The 20,608-nt window shown below is 69.7% G+C and carries 12 protein-coding genes, 1 tRNA gene and 1 pseudogene; 8 read left to right on the top strand and 6 right to left on the bottom strand.

The features are described from left to right. Nucleotides 1-185: 185 nt before the first annotated feature. From ACIP6U_RS46080 to ACIP6U_RS46055, 6 genes and pseudogenes are all read left to right on the top strand, one after another. Entirely contained in the window at nucleotides 186-1,379 is a 1,194-nt protein-coding gene (locus ACIP6U_RS46080) for a hypothetical protein (RefSeq protein ID WP_401729248.1), read from the top strand. Between the two features lie 3 nt (nucleotides 1,380-1,382). Continuing rightward, a pseudogene (locus ACIP6U_RS46075) lies at nucleotides 1,383-3,629 on the top strand (DUF6603 domain-containing protein); the annotation flags it as partial. Further along, a complete protein-coding gene (locus tag ACIP6U_RS46070; protein WP_401729246.1) occupies nucleotides 3,607-4,803 on the top strand; it encodes a DUF6603 domain-containing protein in 1,197 nt (398 codons plus the stop codon). The pseudogene ACIP6U_RS46075 and the gene ACIP6U_RS46070, both read left to right, overlap by 23 nt. Next, on the top strand, nucleotides 4,800-8,177 hold the full coding sequence (locus ACIP6U_RS46065; RefSeq protein WP_401729245.1) for a hypothetical protein: 3,378 nt from the start codon (nucleotides 4,800-4,802) through the stop codon (nucleotides 8,175-8,177). Before ACIP6U_RS46070 ends, ACIP6U_RS46065 begins: the two co-directional genes overlap by 4 nt. A 6-nt stretch (nucleotides 8,178-8,183) precedes the next feature. Beyond that, complete coding sequence (locus ACIP6U_RS46060; RefSeq protein ID WP_401729244.1) at nucleotides 8,184-13,724, top strand: hypothetical protein; 5,541 nt, start codon at nucleotides 8,184-8,186, stop codon at nucleotides 13,722-13,724. Between the two features lies 1 nt (nucleotide 13,725). Further along, nucleotides 13,726-15,594: a hypothetical protein gene (locus tag ACIP6U_RS46055; RefSeq protein ID WP_401729243.1), complete on the top strand. Its 1,869-nt coding sequence runs from the start codon at nucleotides 13,726-13,728 to the stop codon at nucleotides 15,592-15,594. 182 nt (nucleotides 15,595-15,776) lie between these two features. Here ACIP6U_RS46055 and ACIP6U_RS46050 read toward each other — a convergent pair whose 3' ends face one another. From ACIP6U_RS46050 to ACIP6U_RS46040, 3 genes are all read right to left on the bottom strand, one after another. Then, nucleotides 15,777-15,956: a hypothetical protein gene (locus ACIP6U_RS46050; protein WP_401729241.1), complete on the bottom strand. Its 180-nt coding sequence runs from the start codon at nucleotides 15,954-15,956 to the stop codon at nucleotides 15,777-15,779. A gap of 142 nt (nucleotides 15,957-16,098) precedes the next feature. Continuing rightward, nucleotides 16,099-16,302 (bottom strand): hypothetical protein, encoded by a 204-nt coding sequence (locus ACIP6U_RS46045; protein WP_401729240.1) that lies wholly within the window; start codon nucleotides 16,300-16,302, stop codon nucleotides 16,099-16,101. Further along, entirely contained in the window at nucleotides 16,283-16,603 is a 321-nt protein-coding gene (locus ACIP6U_RS46040) for a hypothetical protein (RefSeq protein WP_401729239.1), read from the bottom strand. Before ACIP6U_RS46040 ends, ACIP6U_RS46045 begins: the two co-directional genes overlap by 20 nt. Before the next feature lie 383 nt (nucleotides 16,604-16,986). Here ACIP6U_RS46040 and ACIP6U_RS46035 point away from each other — a divergent pair, with 383 nt between their 5' ends. After that, complete coding sequence (locus ACIP6U_RS46035; protein ID WP_401729238.1) at nucleotides 16,987-17,256, top strand: hypothetical protein; 270 nt, start codon at nucleotides 16,987-16,989, stop codon at nucleotides 17,254-17,256. 245 nt (nucleotides 17,257-17,501) lie between these two features. Here the strand turns inward: ACIP6U_RS46035 and ACIP6U_RS46030 are convergent, their stop codons facing one another. Beyond that, entirely contained in the window at nucleotides 17,502-19,343 is a 1,842-nt protein-coding gene (locus tag ACIP6U_RS46030; protein ID WP_401729236.1) for an NB-ARC domain-containing protein, read from the bottom strand. 161 nt (nucleotides 19,344-19,504) lie between these two features. Here ACIP6U_RS46030 and ACIP6U_RS46025 point away from each other — a divergent pair, with 161 nt between their 5' ends. Beyond that, complete coding sequence (locus ACIP6U_RS46025) at nucleotides 19,505-19,735, top strand: hypothetical protein (RefSeq protein WP_401729235.1); 231 nt, start codon at nucleotides 19,505-19,507, stop codon at nucleotides 19,733-19,735. Nucleotides 19,736-20,118: 383 nt separating this feature from the next. Here the strand turns inward: ACIP6U_RS46025 and ACIP6U_RS46020 are convergent, their stop codons facing one another. Together ACIP6U_RS46020 and ACIP6U_RS46015 are read right to left on the bottom strand one after the other, a co-directional pair. Then, on the bottom strand, nucleotides 20,119-20,310 hold the full coding sequence (locus ACIP6U_RS46020; RefSeq protein ID WP_401729233.1) for a hypothetical protein: 192 nt from the start codon (nucleotides 20,308-20,310) through the stop codon (nucleotides 20,119-20,121). Between the two features lie 110 nt (nucleotides 20,311-20,420). After that, nucleotides 20,421-20,481 (bottom strand) — tRNA-Ser (locus ACIP6U_RS46015). Nucleotides 20,482-20,608: the final 127 nt, after the last annotated feature.

Below are 20,608 nucleotides of genomic sequence, written 5' to 3'. Positions count from 1 at the left end.
GTTGGTCATGTCTGAATGGCGGGTGTATTCGGAAATCAGCATTCCATTACGAGGATGCGTTTACGGTGAACCTTTTCTACGACAGACACGGGGGTGGTGTCCTCCGCACCGATGGGCCAGACTGATGCGGATCCGGCTCGCACCCAGGGTCAATCTCCGATTGCGCCCCCAGGGGGTGATCCACGGTGGACTACGGCTTCGTACCGGTGACCGACCCGGTCACCAAGTGGCTGAACGCGATGGTCGCGCGCCGGCTCCCGAAAACCGAAATGCGCACAGCGTCCGAGGTCCGGGGCTTCATCATGGCGCTGAACGCCGACACCGCGCTCCACCCAGCCGGCGATCTAGTCATCGGGGCCCACGCCAACAGCGAGGGGCAGTGGCGCATCCTGCTCTACCCCAACCAGGTCAACGCCGCCGGGAACCCGACCGACCTGACCGAGTTCGAGAACATCGGGCAAACCCTCGACACATTATCCACCGGACCGGACCGGCGGATCCGCATCGACGACTCACTGATCGGCTGGACGGCACCGCCGCCCACCCACTTCGTGCACCTGAAGGGCTGCAACCTGGGCAAGGCGCTGCCGTTCCTGACCAAGCTCAAGCAGGCCTTCGGGGGCCACGTCCTGGTGACCGCGCCTAAGCACTTCAATGCAGTGGCAGAGCGGACCATGAAGAATAACAAAGGCTGGTTCGAGTACATGTGCTACGAGTTCCAGGTCCAGACCCCCGCCGTCCCGAACGCCGAAGGCGCAGGTTTCCACGGTTTCGAGACTCGCGCCGCCCTGGTCGCCGCGTTGGACGGCGTCGGCCACGAGTACCTCGACGGAATCAGCGTGCCGCCCGCCGACTGGGAGAAGTGGGTGCCCAAGGTCATCGACAAAACCCAGTCGTTCTACATGGCGCTGCCGCTCGGCCGGACCGTCGCCGGGCTTAACGAAATCATCCTGCGGCCGAACAAGAAGACCCTCGAGGGTGGCGCGCGGCAGTTCCAGGTCAACGAGATCCCCGTGGCGTGGCCGTTCGCCCCGCCCGCCAGCGCAACCACAATAGCCGCAAAGATTGCCGCGCTCAAAACGGACATGCTGCTGGACGCGCGCTTCCAGTCGGACCACGCGTGGCCGATGTACAAGCGTGCCGGCTACGCCTCGATGGACGACTATATGACTGGGCATGATTGGACTTGGCCAGCAGCCGGCGCCGAGCCGCTGACCAAAGGTCGGCGGATCAAGTACACCGTGCTGCTCCCAATCACCGACAACAGCGGTGCCAAGCCGATCCTGATCTTCAACTTCTTCCCGGCCCCAGGCGCGGCCCAGGCCGCCATCACGACCGGCATCCGGACCGTCGACCCCCGCTTCTTCGCCGAGGTATGAGCAATGGCTGACGACGACCCCCTGGCCGCCATCGCGTGCGAGCTCGGGCGCGCGCTGCAGCCGCTCGCCGAGGCCACCACGTCGGCCGACAGCTTGCAGTCGTTCCTGCTCGAACTGGGGTGGGACCTCACACCGGCCACGGCCATGGCCGAGGCCCTGCACGCAGCAGCGTCGACCGTCTACGACCTGGTCGAGAGCGGAGACCCGGGCGACACCATCGACCCAACCACCCTGCTGGCCGGGCTGCGTGCGGCGTACGTCGCGATCTCCGGCATGGCGAGTGGCAGCGGACTCCCCGCCGAAGCCGTGGCGGAGCTACCCCGCCAACTCGCCGACTTCGTCGTGTCCGAGTACCTGTTGCTCAACCAACCGCGCTGGGGGCACCTGCTGCGAGTGCTGGGCATCATCCGGATCGAGCGAGTGGCGGAGACCGCGACCCGCCCGGAGTACGTCTCCCAGACAATCAACTGGGAGGGCTTCGGCGACCTGGTGCACGACCCGCTGACCTTCTTCCGCACTGCGTACGGCTGGGGCACGTCCGGTTTCCGCGGCGAGGACTTCACCGACGCCCTGGCCGACCTGGCCGAAGCCTGGAACATCAACACCGGCATCGTGCAGCTCGACCCGCTCACGCTGGCCCAGCTGATGCAGGGAGCAATATCCCCGGCGACGGCCGTCGATACGGTATTGCGGCTGCCGCTGGTCAGCAGCCAGTCGACGAAGGCCTACGAAGTGGGCGTGGGCCTGTCCCTGCTCCCCGAGACGGCCGCCGCCAAGCCCGGCTTCGCCGTCATGCCGTATGGAAGCGCCGGGATCGAGGCCGAAATCGGGCTGAGCGAGACTCTGCGTCTGATCATCGGCGGCAAGGTCGCGATCGACGGTGGGCACGGCGCGCTGGTCCGGCCGGACCAGGACCTGCAGTTCCTGGTCGGGTTCGGCCCGGGCACGCCGTCCGACGCGGCGGGCACGATCAGCATCGGGCTGAAGGCCGGCGCCGGGTCCCCAATGGTGCTCATTGGGGACCCGGAGGCCAGCCGGTTCGAGATCGACGGTGCCTCCACCGTAGGTGGCGTGCGGTTCCACTCCAGCGGCTCCTTCGAGGTGTACGTCGAATTCGCCGTCGAGGGCGCGCGGATCGTCATCAAGCCGGGCGAGGACAGCGACTCGTTCCTCTCCAGCCTGCTGCCGCCTGAGGGGCTGACGATCGGCACCGACCTGACCGTCGGCTTCTCCACCACTCAGGGCCTGTACTTCGGTGGCAGCGGCGGTCTCGAGATCGCGATCCCCGCGCACCTGCAGCTCGGCCCTGTCGAGATCATGTCCGCGCTGATCGCGGTCAAGATGCGCGACGGCGGCATCGCGATCGAGCTCGGATCTACCATCAAGGGCGACCTGGCCGTGCTGAAGGCCGTGGTCGAGAACATCGGACTGACCGCCACCGTGACCTTCCCGCCGGACCAGCGCGGCAACCTCGGGCCGGCCAACATCGCGCTCGGCTTCAAGCCACCCAACGGCGTCGGCCTCTCGATCGACGCCGGCGTGGTCAAGGGCGGCGGCTACCTCTCCCTGGACTTCGACAAGGGCGAGTACGCCGGGGCACTCGAGCTCTCGATCAGCAACTTCCTGACCCTGCGCGCGATCGGTCTGATCAACACCAAGCTGCCCGGCGGCCAGCCCGGCTTCTCGATGCTCGTGGTCATCACAGCGGAGTTCAGCCCCGGCTTCCATCTCGGCTACGGCTTCAAGCTGATCGGGGTCGGCGGGCTGCTCGGCCTCAACCGCGGCGTCCTGCTGGAGCCGCTGGCCAATGGCATCCGGACCGGCGCACTCGGCAGCATCCTCTTCCCCACCAACATCATCGAGAACGCCCCCAAGATCCTCAGCGACCTGCGGGCGATCTTCCCGCCGAAGCCGGGGACCTTCCTGATCGGGCCGATGGCCACGATCGGCTGGATGACGCCGACACTGATCTCGGTCTCGCTCGGCGTGATCATCGAGATCCCGGGCAACGTCGTGATCCTCGGCCGGCTCAAGCTGGCCCTGCCGACCGAGGACGACCCGGTCGTCCTCCTGCAGCTGAGCTTCATGGGCGCGCTCGAGTTCGACAAGCGCCGACTGTGGTTCTTCGCCTCGCTCTACGAGTCCCGCATCCTCTTCATCACCCTGGACGGTGAGATGGGGCTGCTGATGGATTACAGCGACAACCCCAACTTCGTCCTGACGGTGGGTGGCTTCCACCCGAAGTTCAGCCCGCCCCCCCCTGCCGTTCCCCTCGCCCAAGCGGCTGGCCCTGTCGCTCCTGGACGAGAGCTACGCCCGGGTCCGGATCGAGACCTACTTCGCAGTCACGACCAACAGCGTGCAGCTCGGGGCGCGCGCCGAGGCGTACTTCGGGATGAGCGCGCTGAGCGTCGAGGGATACTTCAGCTTAGACGCCCTGCTGCGGTTCTCGCCGTTCTACCTGATCGTGGAGATCTCCACCGGCTTCTCGGTGAAGGTCTTCGGCATGGGCGTCTTCGGCGTCCAGCTACGTGGTTCGCTCGAGGGCCCTACCCCTTGGCATATCTCGGGATCGGCATCGATCGAGTTCTTCTTCAGCATCTCGTTCGATGTCGACGAGACCTTCGGCGAGCGCAAGGCTGAGACGCTGCCACCGCTGCCGGTGCTGCCGGCCCTGCGGGCGGAGCTGGAGAAGCTCGACACCTGGAAGGCCGCGCTCCCGGCAGGCGCCCGGCTCCTCGTTACCCTGCGCAAGCTCGACGAGCCCGACCTGCTGGTGCTCCACCCGGTCGGCGTGCTGCAGGTCAGCCAGCGGTTCGTGCCGCTCAACCTCCCGATCGACAAGGTCGGTAACCAGACGCCGTCCGACATCACGAAGGCGACCGTCACGGTCGACGCCGGCAGCGTGGTGGCCGTGCGCGGCCCGACCCGTGAACGGTTCGCCGTCGCGCAGTACCGCACGATGGACGACGCGGCCAAGCTAGCGGCGCCGGCGTACGAGCTGCTCGAGAGCGGGGTCGAGCTCGCGGCTGCCGGCAACACCTGGGCGACCGGCCCAACGTCGACCCGCACGGTCCGCTACGAGCAGGTCGTTATCGACAGCGAGTTCGAGCGGCACCCGACCCACTACTTCGGGTTCTGGGGCGAGTTGTTCGTTCACTTCATCGCCGGGGCCACGATCGCGTCGAGCGAGTTGTCCCTTGCCGCGGAGCGCCGTCGGCAACCGTTCGCGGAGAAGGTCGGCGTCACCGGCGACCAGTACGTCGTTGCCAGCCAGGTGGACAACACAGCGATGCCAGGGGGTCTCGCCTTCGCCAGCCACGCCGAGGCGATGGCCCATCTCGCGTCGGCGGTCGCCGCCGAGCCGAACCTGGGCCAGTCCGTTCACGTGATCCCGATGGCGGAGGTGAACCTCGCCGAATGACCGAGCAGCCGATCGCGTCGTACACGTTCCTGCCCTGGGTACGGCAGGGGCTGGGCGGCCAGGTCCAGGAGGCCGACCAGGCCGTCGTGCCGGGCATCCGCGCGACCATCGGCGTGACCCTGACCATCGCGGCCGACAAGATTGGCGGCGGTAGCACGAGCGAGGACATCCCGCGCAATGTCCAGATGTACGGCCCCGGCGACATCGTCGGAATCGATGCCGCCAGCATCGTGCGGACCGAGCCGCGGCACTGGATCACCAACTTCGAGACCAATTACCTGTCATTCGTGGAGTTCTACGAGGAGGACTTCCCCTGGCGCTACACGCCAGCCAAATCCTCCGACGGCGGTCGCCGGATGCGACCGTGGATCACCCTGCTGGTGCTGGCCGAGACCGAGTTCACCGAGCAGGCGCCGCTGGCCGGCGGCCGGCTGCCGGTGATCCAGGCGAGTGACCCGGCCAGGACCTTCCCCGACTTCGACACGCTCTGGGCCTGGGCCCACGTACACGTCAACGGCGCACTCTGCGGCGACCCCCACGACCAGGCTGGCAACGCGGTGCGGCTCAGCGCCGCCGTCACGGCCGACCGCGACCAGGCCTACTCGCGCCTGGTCAGCCCACGGCTGCTGCGGCCCAACACCGGCTATCACGCGTTCGTCGTGCCGACCTTCGAGTCGGGTCGGCTTGCCGGGCTCGGCAAGAACCCCACGACGGCGGCCTTCCCGACCCAAGGCTCCTGGGCTGCCGGGCGCACGGACCCGGATAGCAGCCTCTACCCGGTCTACCACCGGTGGTTCTTCCGCACCGGCGAGGTCGGTGACTTCGAGTACCTCGTCCGGCTGCTCCAGCCGAAGACCGTCGACGCGCGGGTCGGCCGCCGGCCGATCGACGTGCTCGTGCCCGGCGCCAACCTGCCGGCGATCACCGGGCTGGGCGGCGTGCTGCGGCTCGGCGGCGCCCTGCGAGCCCCGCTCAGCACGCTCAGCGCGCAGGAGCGAGCCGAGTACGACAAGTTCGAGGCGTGGGCCACGCCCTACCCTCACCCGTTCCAGACCGGATTGGCTGGGTTGGTCAACCTGGCCGCCGAGTACGCCGGACGGAGCCCGGCCGACGCCAACGCCGCCTCCGGCCTGCCGAAGGTTGAGGACGACGAGGATCCGATCGTCGTGCCCCCGCTCTACGGGCGCTGGCCCGCGCAGGTGTCGCGGCTGACCCCAGCCAACGCCGACCCGGCGCTCGACCACTGGGTGGACGAGCTGAACCACGACCCGCGGCACCGGGTCGCGGCCGGCCTCGGCTCCGGTGTCGTGCAAAAGAACCAAGAGCAGTACATGGAGGCGGCTTGGCAACAGGTCGGCAAGGTGCTTGAGGGAAACGCCCGGATCCGGTTCGGCCAGTTGGCCATGCTGACGTCGATGGTGTGGCACCGGCGCGAGCTGAGCGGGCTCGCATCCGGGGCCAGCGAGCGGCTGTTGGCGATGACCGCTCCGGTGCACCAGCGAGTCCTGCACGGCGGCCGGGCGGTGGCGTACTCGGTGCGGCAGAGCACCGTCCCGGCCGCGCTGCTCGGCGTGACCGCCCGCAAGGTGCTGCGCCCACGCGCTCGCGTCACTCGGCTCACGGCCCGGACCGCTGCGACGGGCAGCCCGCCGTCCTGGGAGGGGCTGGTCACCCGGGTCAACCGTGGCGAGGTCAGCGCTGCTCCCGCCAAGACAGTGCCGGCCAACCTGCCGACCGGGCCGGTGCTGGCCGGGACCCTCAGCGGGTCCGGGTCCGGGTCCGGGTCCGGGTCCGGGTCGGGCGGCGGGCCAGCCCTGCCATCGGCAGTGGCCGACCTGCTGCGCCGGCTCCCAGCCTGGCGGGGCTGGCTCTGGTGCGTCGCGGTGGCTCTCGCCCTGCTGCTGGTCTTCGTCCCCGTGGTCGGTTTCGTGCTCGCCGTCCTCGTCCTGGCCGCGGCCTTCTGGCTGTACCGCTGGCTCAGCCGCGCCGTCGAGGGAGGCGCCGCGGTGCTCGACCCGGAGACCCGCACGCCGGCGTCGGTTGACGCCCTGCCGAACAGCTCCGGTTTCGAGATCACGCCGGAGGGGTCAGCGGCGCCCGGCCAGCCGGACGAGCCTGGCTCGCTCGGCCTCCCACCGCCGTACCGGCCGGGAGCGGACACGCCGACCGGGCTGCGGTTCAAGGAGGCCCTGCGCAATCTGTACGCCGTGGACGTCGCCGAGCGAGGCCTGCCGGTCGTCGTCCGTCTGCCGCTCGAGCTGGACGCGGTTATCGGCACGGCGTACGCCGCGGTCGACCCGCTGAGGACGGTGCCGCGGCGGGTCCTGGCCGGGGTCCAGATCCCGGACCGGATTTCCGGCGGGCTGGTCCAGGACTTCGGCGAGGTCATGGTCTATCCGGAGATCGACGTGCCGATGTATGAGCCTCTCGAGGACATGTCGAGCGAGTACCTCGTGCCGAATATCCAGCTGTTGGAGTTCAACTCGATCACCCTGTTGGAGACCAACCAGAGGTTCATCGAGGCCTACCTGGTCGGACTCAATCACGAGTTCGCCCGCGAGCTGCTGTGGCGCGAGTACCCGACCGACCAGCGGGGCAGCTACTTCCGCCAGTTCTGGAACGTCACGAGCTTCCTGGCCCAGCCGGGTGCCGACCCGGTCGCGCTGCGCGAGCGGCTGCGGGACATCCCTGAGCTGCACCGCTGGTCGGGCACCAGCGGCCTGGGGGATCACGACTTCCGCGAGGAGCAGGGCGACAAACAGGAGGTCGTCCTCGCGATCCGCGGGGAGCTGCTGAAGAAGTATCCGACCGCGGTGATCTACGCCCACCGCGCGGCGTGGGAGCGCACCGGCAGCGCGATCGACCCGAGCAAGCCGCGCCGGTTGGCCGACCTGCCAGCCGGCACCCCGCCGCGCGACCTGGTGAAGACCCCGCTCTACGAGGCCAAGGTAGACCCGGACATCTACTTCTTCGGCTTCGACCTGAGCGCGGAGAGTGCTAAGGGCGGCCAGGCGGTCGACGGCGAGGAAGAGGACCCGGGCTGGTTCTTCGTCATCAAGGAGCGACCGGGTGAGCCCCGGTTTGGTCTCGACCTCCCCTCCAACGGCGCGGCCGGCCCGATCAACACCTGGAACGAACTGTCCTGGGCGGACGTCGTCGACGACTACCTGACCGCCCGTCTACTGCCGGTCGGACAGCACACCGTGACGCTGGTCAACCCGGGTGAAGGCACCGTGGAGAAGGCGCAGTACGACGAGGACAAGGCGTTCAGCTGGCGGCCCGACACGGATGCCGCCGAGATCGCGTACATCCTCTACCAGGTCCCTGTCCTCATGGCCGTGCACGCGGCCGAGATGCTGCACCAGGTCGGGTGAGCGGGCGTGTCTGAGTTCGAGGAGCGGCGCGACCGGCTGGCCGCTGGGCGTCTCGACCGTGAGGCGGCCCGTGCCGCCGCCCTCGCCGCCACCGAGTCGGTGGTCGGAGTGCAGCGGCGGCTGGACAGCGCACGCCGGACCGCCTCACCGGATGACCGGGCAGGACTCGCCAGCCTCGAGCAGGAGCAGGCGGACGCGGTGTTCGCGGCCGAGGACGCACAGGGCCGGTTGGCCGATGCGCTCGGCGTCGAGGCGCGACTGGCCGAGTCGATCGCGCGCTTCACCGACCCGGTCACGGCCGTGGAGCGGCTCGACGACCGGACGCCGATCCTGTTGCTGCCGTTGCGAATCGAGACGCGGTTCAAGCAGTCTCCGGCCGGTACGCCGCAGCTGTGGGTGCGGGCCTACCCCGACACCTGCCTGGTCGATACGTTCGAGGACTCGCTCACCGCGACGGAGGTGGCCAACGGATCGGCCTTCTGGGCCGGGATCTGGCGGGCGGTCGGCGACGAGGGTCGCGAGCGGGCGGCGTGGCGCGAGCTGGTTGCGGCCTGCGGCTCCGGCCGGGCCGGCTGGGTGGTCCGTACACTCCTGCCCAAGAACCCCGGCGCCCAGCCGGAGCCGGCCGACGACACGCTCGACCTCATCGTCGTCGCAACCGGGCCGCAGCCGCCGGCGGTCGCGGCGTTCTGGGCCGCGACCTGGTCGGCCCAGGGCCAGCCCACCGCAACGGCGCAGGCGCGGGCCGGCCTGGAGGTCGCCCTCGGCACGGTCGCCGCGGCGCTCGTCGTCGCGAACCCGCCGGTCAACCTGGACGACCCGCCGCCAACCGGGTTGACGCCCGCCGGCACGACGGTGCGGGTCAGCGTTCTGCAGTTACCCGACGCGGCCGAGCTCGGCGCCCGGACCACGACCTGGTCGAGCGCGCCGCGGGTTGACGTGTTGCCCGACCGGTTGGTCCTCGTGGGCTACGCCGGGGCCGGCGACCCGCAACCCAGCCTGGTCGAGCTGGGCGACCCGATCCCGGGCTCGCTGCAGGCCGGCCCAGATCCGAACGCCGCACCGGCCGACCAGCTCAAGCCCGTGGGCGACGACCCGGACCACCCCGACACGTTGCAGGTCCCGGACGCGCTGGCCTGGATGTTCGACTTCGAGCGGGCGCTCGCCGTCGGCCTGGCCTTCCGGGTCGACCTGAGCCCGGCCCAGGCGGCCGACGGGTTCGGCCGGCTCGTGCTGCTCGGCGTTCGGTTGACCGAGACCCCTTCCGCAGGCAGCGCCACCCTGGGCCGGCTGCTGGAGCACCATCTGCACAGCCGGGCAGGCCTGGAGCTGCTGCGTCAAGGCACGCCTACCAACGACACGGAACAGGGCGGCGCGGCGTACAGCTGGCGGGACGACTCTGACGCGAGCTTCAGCCCGCTGTTCAAGCAGGAGCCGCAATACCTCCGGGTCGCCGACCCACAGCAGCGCCTGGACGGCCAGCGGTTCACCGACGCGCTCGGCATCGGCGATGCGCTCGGCACCCGGATCCCTGGCGCCGGGCTGGCCGACCGGGTCGAAGCGCAGGCCATGCAGACCGCTCTGTGGCCAGCGACGATCGGCTACCTGATGGACACGCTGCTCGCGCCGGTATTCAGCGACGAGGCGGTCGAAGGCACCCGGGAGTTCTTCACCCGACAGGTCAGCGGTCGAGGACCGTTGCCTGCGTTGCGGATCGGCGCGCAGCCGTACGGCATCCAGCCATGCGTCGCGTTGAGTCGGCTGGCCTGGTTCGGCGAGCGCGTGCCGACTGCCCAGGCCGTGCCAGCCGCGCTGGTCCGGCTGGTCCAACAGGTCGAGGCCGACTGGCGACCGCTGCTCGGCCGGGTCAGCCGGATCGGCGGCGACGGCCCGGACACCCACCAACAACTGCTCGACGTCGTCGGCCTGCACCCCACATCGGTCGAGTACTACCCGCTGACCTCTGACAGCCTGGAGCACAAGGCGTACGAGGTGTCCTTCTTCGGCACCGGCACCGGCATCGTCGAGCGGCTGGTCGCGATGTTCCCCGCCAACGAGCCGGTCGGCCTGCTGCGTCGGCTCGGGTACGCCGGGGAGGAGGTGCCCGACGTCCTGACCAAAATCTACCGGGCCCGCCAGCGCGCGCTGGACGGCCCCATCGTCGACGACCTGCCGCTGTCCGAGACGACCCCTCTCCGCGGGTATGCCGGCGGCCGCAACTACATCGAGTGGCTTGCCGACGCGGCCGCCGACAGCATCACGGCAGTGCAGGCCGAGCAGGGCTTCGATGACGGCAAGCGACCGGCCGTGCTGCTGTACTTGCTTCTGCGGCACGCAATCCAGCTGAGCTTCCGGCAGACAGCGATCGGGCTGCTGGCCTCGGCTGGCGCGATCGAGGACATCGCGGTGCTGCGCCGCGAACCGGCGTTCGTCCACGTCGACGCGGCGGCCGAGGCCAGCAGCGAGAGCCGGTATGCCGAGCTGTTCGCGCCCGCGCCCGCGGTTACCGGCGACGCGACGCTCACCGTGGGCGACTACATCGCGCGCAACGTCCGGGCGATGGAGAGCAGCGTGCTGCCCGAGCAGCTTGAGGCACTGGATCGGCTGGCCGGGCTGCCGACCGCCAGGCTGGAGCGGCTGCTGGCCGAGCACGTCGACACCGCGAGCTATCGGATCGACGCCTGGCGGACTGGGCTACTGGGCTGGGCGCTGGATCTGTTGCGGTCCCGGCCCGGCCGCGGCCGCCCGATGCTCGCCGGTCCGAGCGTCGCCGTTGACGCCGCAGCTGGTGCAGCCGCCGGTGGTCCAGGTGGGGTCTACCTCGGCGCCTACGGCTGGGTAGAGGACCTGCGGCCGGAGGGCAAGACGCTCGCCCCGGTGACCCTGCCGCCGGATCTGGCCGCCGACATCGACAAGCACGCGACGGTGCCGCTGACCAAGGACCCGACCAGTCTCGGGCTCGTGCACGCGCCGTCGATCAACCACGCCGCGACGGCGGCGGTCCTGCGCAACGCACACGTGGCCCACGAGGGCAAGATGTCGGTCAACCTGACGTCCCGCCGAGTTCGCACCGCGCTCGTGGTGCTGGAGGGCATGCGCGGTGGGCAGTCGTTGGGCGCCTTGCTCGGCTATCAGCTCGAGCGGTACCTGCACGACAACGGGCCGCTGACCGTGCGGGCGCTCGTGTACCCGCTACGGCTCGAATATCCGCTGGTGGCCAACCAGATCCAGTCGACTGCGACGATCGACGGTGCGGCCCAGGAGTCGATAGCCGCGATGAACGTCGTCGACGGCCGCAAGCTCCTGCAGCACGTCGAGAGCAGCGGCGCGGACGCCTACCCGTTCGACAACCCCCGGCTGCCGCGTCGGCCCGCGCCGGAGGAGGAAGCCGTCACGGCCGCGCTCCGGCACATCCGGGACGTCAATGACGCAGTCGCGGACCTGGTTCTGGCCGAGGGCGTGCACCAGGCGGTCCTCGGCAACTACGACCGCTCGGCGGGCACGCTGGACGCGTTCGCCAAGGGCGGCTACCCGCCCGAGACTGATGTCGTCCGGACCCCGCGCGTCGGTACGGGCCTGACCGTGCGCACGGTGCTGCACCTCTCGACCTCAGGACCGGCAAACCCGTGGCCCGGCCTGACGATGACGCCGCTCGCGTCGGCCGAACCGGCGGTCAACCGCTGGCTGGCCGCTCGGTTGCCGGCCCCGACATCGGTGGGCGTGCGGGTGCTCTACGGCGACCGTGCCACCGGCACCGACCGAGTCGAGACGATCACCCAGGAGGAGCTCGGCCTGCACCCGGCGGACCTGCTCTACCGGGCTGGCGCCAAGACCGACCAGGCGCTGACCGATCTCGACGAGCGGATCGTCGAGCGTCTGCACGCTGTCCGCCCGGTGCGCCTGGACCGTCCGGTCGTTGTCCTGCACACCGAGCGGATCAGCGGCCTGGTGACTTTCTTCGAGCTCGAGGGGCTGCTGCGCAGCCTGCGCCGGGTCGTCGTGGGAGCCCGGCCGATCCGGCCGGCGGACGTGATGCGGCAGGGCGACGCCCGCTCGGCCGACCAGGTCGCAGTCTCGCTGCCCCGGGCCCGGCTGACCGATGCACAAGCCGACCTACGGGACACGCTCGCGCCGACTCTCACCCCGCTGCGGGCGGTGCTCGCCGACACCACCACGACCGTGGACGCAGTGATCGCGGCATACGCTGGGACGGTCTCGGCCTTTGCGGCGTACCGGATCCAGGAGTCGGGCACGGGCTTCGCGCTGGAGTGGCGCTCCGCGACATACGCGACGATCACCGACCTGCTCCGGGCGCGGGTGACGGCGTGGGACGAACGGCTCGCACGATACGACCAGCTCCTGCTCGACTATGCGGGGCTGCCGGGCACCGCGACCGACCAGGAGCGGCTGCAGCTGCTGCGGACGGCCGAGGTCCTGGTCAGCAGCCAGATCAGCTCGGGTTTGACACCGGTGGAGCACCTGGCCGCGCTCGACCCCAAGCGCGGGCTCTTCCAGGACCGCCGCAACGACCTCCACGACGTCGCGACCAGCCCGCGGGCGACGCTGAGCGAACTGCTTGCGGACGCGCTCGCGCTGGCCGACGTCTCGGCCTTCGACGCCGAGCCGCTCGACCTGACCGGCCCGGTCACGGAGGTCGACCGGTTCCGCGCGGAGCTGTCCACCCGGCTCGCCCAGCTGGCCGCCGAGGTGGGCCGCCGGGTCGCCGCGGCCGGTGCCGCGCTCACGGCGTACAAGGGGGCGGCCGCGGGCGCTCAGGCACGACACGTGCGCGACGGGCTGCGGGCGCTTCTGGGCGCGGATCTCGTTGTGGCAGAACGGATTTCGCTGCCCACGGCGGCCGCGACCGAGCTGGCCAACGCGCTGACCCACTCCACCTCGGGCGGGCTGACCAAGCACCTGACCGACGCGCCCCCGGCCGGTTCCGGGCGGGATTTCCCGGTCGACGACTGGCTGCACGGCGTCGCGCGAGTGCGCGAGCGCATGCACCACTTGGAGAACGTCGTGCTGCTGTCGGCGGGCCTGCCCGGAGCGGCCGCCCCGGAGCTCACGCCGCTGCAGCTCCCGCACCAGGCTGGCCAGCCGTGGCTGGCCCTGGAGATCCCGGCGACGGTCGAGCTGACCGGCGAGCGGCTGCTCTACACGGCCGTGCACGACGGCGCGCTCGACCCGGCCCAGCCGCTGTGCGGCCTGCTCGTCGACGACTGGACCGAGGTCGTGCCGGCCCGGCAGATCACGACCGGCGTGGCCTTCCACCACGACCGGCCGAACGCCGAGCCGCCGCAGGCCTGGCTGCTCGCGCTACCGGCGTCCTTCGACGGCACCTGGTCCTGGGAGGAGCTGCTCGGCGCGGTGACCGAGACGCTCGACGCGGCCAAGCTCCGCGCGCTCGAGCCGACCCACCTCGACACCACGCCGTATGACGCTCTGCTTCCGGCCACATACTCGGCCTGGACATCGCCCGAGATCTCAATTTCCAACAACCTGCTGCGCAACGCCGGCCTCTACGCCCGGCTCGAGGACGGCTGACATGAGCGAGATCGTGACCGCCCTCGATGCCGCACTGATCGGCCGGCTGCACCCAGCCATCACCCGGTGGAACCGGCTGGAGGGACGTCCCCGCACCCACGACTTCGGCCGGGCCTTGCAGGCCGAGGTGCGCGACGCGCTGTGGTTTCTGTCCCGGCAGTGGCAGCTCGGCGAGTTCGTCGGCGACGACGCGGGGTCGCCAGTCCTGGCCCGAGCCTGCCTCGACCTGCGCACGCTCGACCGCTACCAGCCGGCCGACGGACCGGTGCTCGACCTCGATGCAGACAACGTCCTCGAGCCGCGGGTCGAGCGCCGCCGAGTGCCGATGGCGTTGGGCGACCAGACGCTCTCGCTCGACCTGCGGATGGCGGTCGGGCGGCGCTGGCTGCGTCTGCTGGAGCGGGACTTCCCGGCCACGACGTACGCCGCCGACTACCGCGACGCCTACGCGGTGCGGGTTCCCAGGCCGGGTGATCCGGCCGACGCGCTGATCTGCGCCCACGAGGACGCCTGGCAACAGGTCGCCTGCGCGGCCGAACGGGCGATGGACGGCGTCGCCCTGATAGAACACGTGGCCGACGGTGGGTCGGTCGAGGACGGCGTCACGCTGAACCCGGGCGACGTCGGTGCTATGCAGGCCCTGCTCGACCGGCTGCGCACCTGGTTCGCCGGGCTGGTCGAGCAGCCAGACGGCGCCGACGACGCGTGGCTGCCGTCCCGGCTGGAGTACGCCTTCGCGGTGTCGGCGCCGTCCGGCGAGGCCGATACCGACGGCGGTACCGCCGTCGTCCTGCACGCGCCGGAGTACTCCCTCGGGAACCTGGACTGGGCCTCGCTGGAGCGCAGCGGGCAGGCCCGGCTGGTACCCGGACAACCCTCGCCCGGCGCGCCTCCACCGCCCACGCCCGTGGTGAAACCGGTCCGCGACATACAGACGTTCGTGCCGACCCAGGTGGTCTTCGACGGCATGCCGGACACCCGCTGGTGGGCGTTCGAGGACCGGCACACCAACTTCGGCCAGGTCGCCGCCGACACGACGGACGTGGGCAAGCTCATGCTGATGGAGTTCGCCCTCGTCTTCGCGACCGACTGGTTCCTCGTGCCGTGGACGCTGCCGGTCGGCACGCTCGCCCAAGTCCACGGCATAGCGGTCACGACGGTCTTCGACGAGCGGCTGTGGGTCGAGCCGGCCCAGCCGCCGCCCGGCGCCGACGGGTGGGACTCGTGGGGCATGTTCGTCTTGACCGACGAGACTGGTGCCGACCCGCAGCCCGAGCTGGTGCTGCTGCCGGTGGCGCCCAAGGTGCAGGAGGGCGACCCGCTCGAGGACGTCTCGCTGGTGCGCGACGAGATGGTCAACATGGTCTGGGCGATCGAGCACCAGATCCCGTTGCCGACCGGTTGGCCGCGCTCGGGCAGCGAAGCGGCGCACGAGCTGCACACCCACCTGCAGCAACTGGTCGGCCCGCCAGCTGGGCCGCCCACCCCGTCGGCCGCGCCGATCCGCTACCAGGTGATGAGCTCGGTACCCGAGCAGTGGCTGCCGTTCGTCCCGGTGCACGTCGACGGCAGCTCGCGGGAGACGCAGCTCCAGCGCGCGGCCATGCTGCGGTTCCTCGACGGCGACCTGAACGACCCGGCCAAGATCCGGCCGCGGACCCCGCTGATGTCGCAGAACCTACCCAAGGCATACTACGTGCACGAGGAGGAGGTGCCGCGGGCTGGAACCCGGGTCACCCAGTGCTACCAACGCACTCGACGCCCGGACGGCTCGGTGCTGGTCTGGTATGGCGCTCGGAAGGCCACCGGCCGAGGCGAGGGCAGCAGCGCCCTGGCCTTTGACCAGATCATCGCTCCCCCGACCACCTGAGCTCGCAGCTGGGCTCATCGGTTCGGGGCAGGACTTGGTCCTGGCGCAATTCAGATCGCAGCCCGCAGGTGAAGTTGGTCGCTGGATGGCACACGCCTTGCTTGGTCAGCGGTCCTGATCCCTCGGCTCTCAGAGAGCGGCGGCACGACCGGTGCCGAAGTTCCGCTCTGGCGGGCGCGGCCCTACGGCGGCGGCCGTCGGCTGGCGAGGTCTGGGATGCCAGCGCGTGCGGCCAACTGCTCCTCCAGGGTGGCGTTGGCCGCTTTCACTCGGTGGTTCTCGACCTCCAACACTTGGACGACGCGCGCGAGTTGGCTGGTCAGCTTGCGCAGGTCGTCGCGTTCGGCACGGACGCGCGCCAAGTCTTCGGTCTGCTTATGCAGGCGTGCCGCCTCAGCCCGGGTGGGAGGTCCAGCCTGGCGATCGTGGGCTTTGGCCAGGGCATAGAACAGGTCCTTGAGACTGGTGTGCTTGTGGGTGAGCTTGTTGCGCCGCAGTCCGGCCTCAGCGGCGAGGGAGACAATGGTCAGCTTGCCGTCGGAGCGGGGCGCCGATCAGCAGCCGCACCATGGCGTCGGTGATGTCCCGCGCCTCTGCGGCGTCGTCCGGGCCGACGTCGGCGGCGGCGTGCTGTTCAAGAGCCGTGCCGACGACGCGGGCGACCCCGGCCGCGTCGAGGGGCCCCGCGTCAGGGACTGTGCTGTTCATCCCGGGTCCTGGGTGTTCGGCCCGCCGGGCGGTGGGCGTCGTGCTGGCGGATGATCTCGGCGAGGCGGGCCTTGCGCTGCTGCTCACGGGCGACGATGGGATACGGGTCGAGGCCAGCTTCGGCGGCCTCGTTGATCCGGTCGACTTCACGGCGCAGGGCGCTGATCTGGGAGTCGGTGCGGCTGATGTTGGGGCAGATCGAGTTGCAGCGGGAGTGATCGGGGGTTGTCTGGCTGGCGTCGCGGGGGCGGCCGCGATCCGGGTTGCACAGGGCGGTGAACGCGTCGTGGTTGCAGGTCAAAGAGGCTCTGGGATCTTCGTAGATCTGGAGGCGGGGGTTGGCGACCAGAGCCCGCAGCTCACGTTTGCCGAGGTAGGTGCCAGCGTAGCGGTGGGAGAACTCGGTCGCCGCGGCGCGGTAGCGGTGCGCGGCAGGGCCGGTGACCTTCTACCCGTCGGCGATCCGCGCGCTGGCCTCGGTGAGCGTCTCGGCCAGGACCAGGCCCTTCTCTAGGTCCAGGACGTCGAGCATGTCGGCCCTGGATCGGCTGGCGTACGACTCTGACATGGCGGTTGCCGCATGGCCGTACTGCACCGCCAGCCGGTCCCGCCGGCGTCATCGTCCTCGCCGCCCTGCACGGCTTCGTCCGCCTCGACGACGAACTCCTGCCGTAGGAGCAGCGGATGGACGCACCGGGCCACATCGGCGTCGAGCAGCTGCGCGCTCAGGGTGCCGGGCTTGGGGTCCTCGTTGTCCACGACCTGATCGCTCTGGGCGGCCGCGCCTACGTCGACGCGGTTGCTGCCGTACGGCCGGACACCCTGCGCCCCTTGGACGGATGCCGGGGCATCGGCGAGCATCGCTCCCGCCTCACCCACCTGGCCAGGGTCGACGACCCGCTTCGCCTGGTCAGGGACTTCGTGACACGCTCAGTGGCGTCACCGCCCGGCTAGTTGGTCGACGCGGACACTCCGTCAGATGGTGTCGGAAAGCGGCTCGGACATCGACCTCGGTGTCCGAGCCGCTTCGCGTATCCGGTGACCCTCAGCGCCGTCAGAACTGGGAGCGGCATGCGCAGACCTTGATCGGATCCACGTCGCTGTCGTGCGCCCAATCACACACGAGAGACGGGGCTTCGAAGATGCCTACCGGACTCGGTCTGCGTTTCGAATGGCGGAGCCAATGTTCGTGTCGGTGGTCACGGGCCTCCACCCCCCTCGGGTAGAAAGATCATCGCCCATTCGATCGCGTCTGCGTCTTTGGGATCCATGCGCGTGCGGAGACCTTCCATGGCATCCCAATCGCTCACATACAGCAGCTTGGCAGCCGAGGTGGGATCCATGCTTGCCAGCTTGACGGGGATGTGGGGTTCGTCGGTGGCGAGTAGCGCGCGGAAGTTAGCCTCCACCTGAAGCTCCCTAAGCGTATGGTCACCCGCCCAACCGGCGTGGTAGAGATCGCTGAGGGCGTCGATGACGGCACTGACCAGCGCTTGCTTGTCGTGAGGGTGGGTTGCCTCCCGGACAACCCGTTGGACCAGGCTATGGACGCGCACGATGCGCCGGATGGTGTCGTCGACGGTGACTAGGTTAAACCGGTGGAGCAGTCGTATCGCGTCCTGAACGTCGTCGCTGCCAACCGAGCGTCCAGCTCTGGTGGCGCAGAAATCGATGATCTTGGCGGCAGTGAACACGAGGCTTGGGATGCCGTTGGGGTCGAGCAAGGCAGCCAGTTCAAGAATCGGCCGGGCGAGGCCAACTGGGCGGAGCGTATCGGCGGTCTCGATAGACAGTGCCCAGGTGGCGGTGATCGTTGAGCGGTGTTCATCCGGCAGCGCACCGGTTTCGGGGGCCAGGTCGGCCAGGGTTCGCCGGCGGTCGGTGAGCCGGGTGCGGTAACCGGCGCAGGACAGACCCTGGTCCATCACGTAGGTCGCGGCTTGTGCCAGCGCCAACGGGAGGTGGCCGAGATCCTCGGCCAGATCGTTGGCCTGCGTGAGCCGACCGGGGTCGTGGTCGAGCTTGTCCGCCAGATAGGCGGCGGATTGCTGGGGGGTGAACACGTCGACGGGGATCAGCTGCCGACCCGCAGTCAGTGCATGATCACGGCGGCGGGTAGTGACCAGGGTCCGCCCAGTCGGGACGGTCGGGGGCCACAGCTGGTTGAGATCGGCGGGGTGTTGCAGGTCGTCCAGGACAATCAGCCACCGCCGGCCGTGAGGTTCGGCCAGCCATGCCAGGAACCGTGCTGCCCCAATGGTCGTGTTGGGGTCCTCGATCCCCGTAGCGTCTGCAGCGGCCTGCGCGTAACTGGTCAGGATGGCGTCGCGGGAGGTGGCAGTGACCCACACCAGAAGATCCACCGCACCGGTGTCCCAGCTGTAGTGAGCGTATACGGAGGCGATTTGGGTTTTGCCGACCCCGCCCATCCCGGACAGCACCGGCGCACCATCCTCGCCGGCTAGGCAGGCGGCCAAGACGTGGTCGGCGCGACGGTCCTGGCGGCAGTCCACCGGCGCGGGAACGATCCCGATTCGGTGCGGCCAGATGATCGGCGGGCGGCCGTTGACAGGGATGAGGGCATTGAAGGTGCCGACGGCCCCGGAGTTGGCGGAGACAGAAACCGCAGGAGTGGTGTCGGCCGGGGTCTCATCGACGATCAGTTTTCGGGGCTGGGGCGGCGCTGGCTCCTCGCTTGTACCGACCGCGAAGTCGGTACGCTTACGGGCCTGATTCCATCGCCTGATCCAGTCCTTGGCCGTCCCCTCCGGGTGGACCACTCCCAGGACGAGCAGGAGATCGCCCGGGTCGCGGGGCAGGGCGTCGCCGTTCTTCCAGCGACTGATGGTCTTGGCCCACTGCTCAGTCGCTTTGATCAATTCGGCGTCGGTGGGCCGGTCGTAGCGGCTGCCGCGTTGCCGGAACTGTTCGCGGGCGATCCGTTCGGCGATCTGGCGTTGGGTCAGGCCAGCGGTCTGACAGTGGGTGGTCAGCGCCGTGGCGAATGCGCGGGTGAAGGTGCTGGGCGGTCCTATCGGCACTGTGGCTGCTCCCTTCTCCGGGGAACGTCAGGATCCGGGAGGAATCCCTGGAGTGCCATCCATCAGGCATGACTGACGGACAGTGAACAAGTGCAAGCACCGGTGGGCCAGGCCTGCGCGTGAAGTGGGAGACGTCTACTTCCGGCATAAGGAGGCCCACTGTGAACGTGCCCGAGCCCGTCAACCTCTCCCACGAGCAGGCCGCATCGAGCGGACCGTCGAAGCCACCCCACCGGTCCCGGCGGTCGCGCCAGCCACGACTGTCCGCCGCTGGTTGGACCCTACGACTGCTCAGCGAAGCCGCCATGTATGCCGCTGTCCGTGGCGGAGCCGGCGCCCTAGGCGCCGCGGTCGTCACCGGCATCACCTGGTGGATCACCCACCACTGGTAAACCGCCTCGGTACGGCGCACACCCCCGCGGTGCGCCGTACCGGCCCGAGATCAGACGCACTCCTGCCGTACGAGCAGCGGATGGGACACCCCCGGCCGCGTCAGCGTCGAACAGCCGTGTGAGCAAGCCGCCGGGCTCGGCATCCTCGTTGCCCGCGACCTGATTGCCCTGGGCGGCCGCGCCCATGTCGACGCCGTCACCGCCCTACGGCCGGACACCGTGTTCCCTGGACGGATGCCGCGGCATCGGTGAGCAGCGCTCCAGCCTCGCCCGCTTGGCCGCGGCTGACGACCCGCTGCCCCTTGCTCGAGAACTCGCTGCCAAGCAGTGCGTAGATCCGGCTCTGCTCGAGGGCAGCCGGCGCAGTGCCCGCCTGGCCGGGTTCACCCTTCGGGTATGTGTGGGCAGGTATCGCGCTGCTGATAGCTGCCTGGCACGCCTGCACCCACGGCCGTCCAGAAGGCGCGGGAGTCCTGGAAGTGGCCGCCCAGCGTGTGCCAGGACAGGCCGGGGTGCTCGTGGCGCAGCGCTTCCAGGCCGGCGGTGGCCAGCCCGCACCGTTGGTACTTCTCCATGGTGTAGGGCTGCTCGACCCACCCGAGCCGGCAGTTGGCGCAGACGGTGTAGTCGACGGCGTGACGCGGGCAAGGAGTGCAAAATTGGGCAACCCGCGCCGTCTATCTAGCGCCCCTGCAGGTCTCGAACCTGCAGTCAAGCGCTTGGAAGGCGCTTCGCCTCACCGGTGCACTCATTGTGGGCGGGGTAAGCTGGGGTTGTCTTAGACGTCGTTTCTAATGGTGTGATCGCTCGTTGAGTCGTACATGACGGTTCTGGTGGAGCGGTTGGTGCCGGACGAGTTGTGGACGCTGTTTC

It is taken from the genome of Streptomyces sp. NPDC088794 (genome assembly GCF_044750545.1).
Classification (GTDB): domain Bacteria; phylum Actinomycetota; class Actinomycetes; order Streptomycetales; family Streptomycetaceae; genus Streptomyces.
This window is presented reverse-complemented; position numbering and strand designations above follow the sequence as displayed.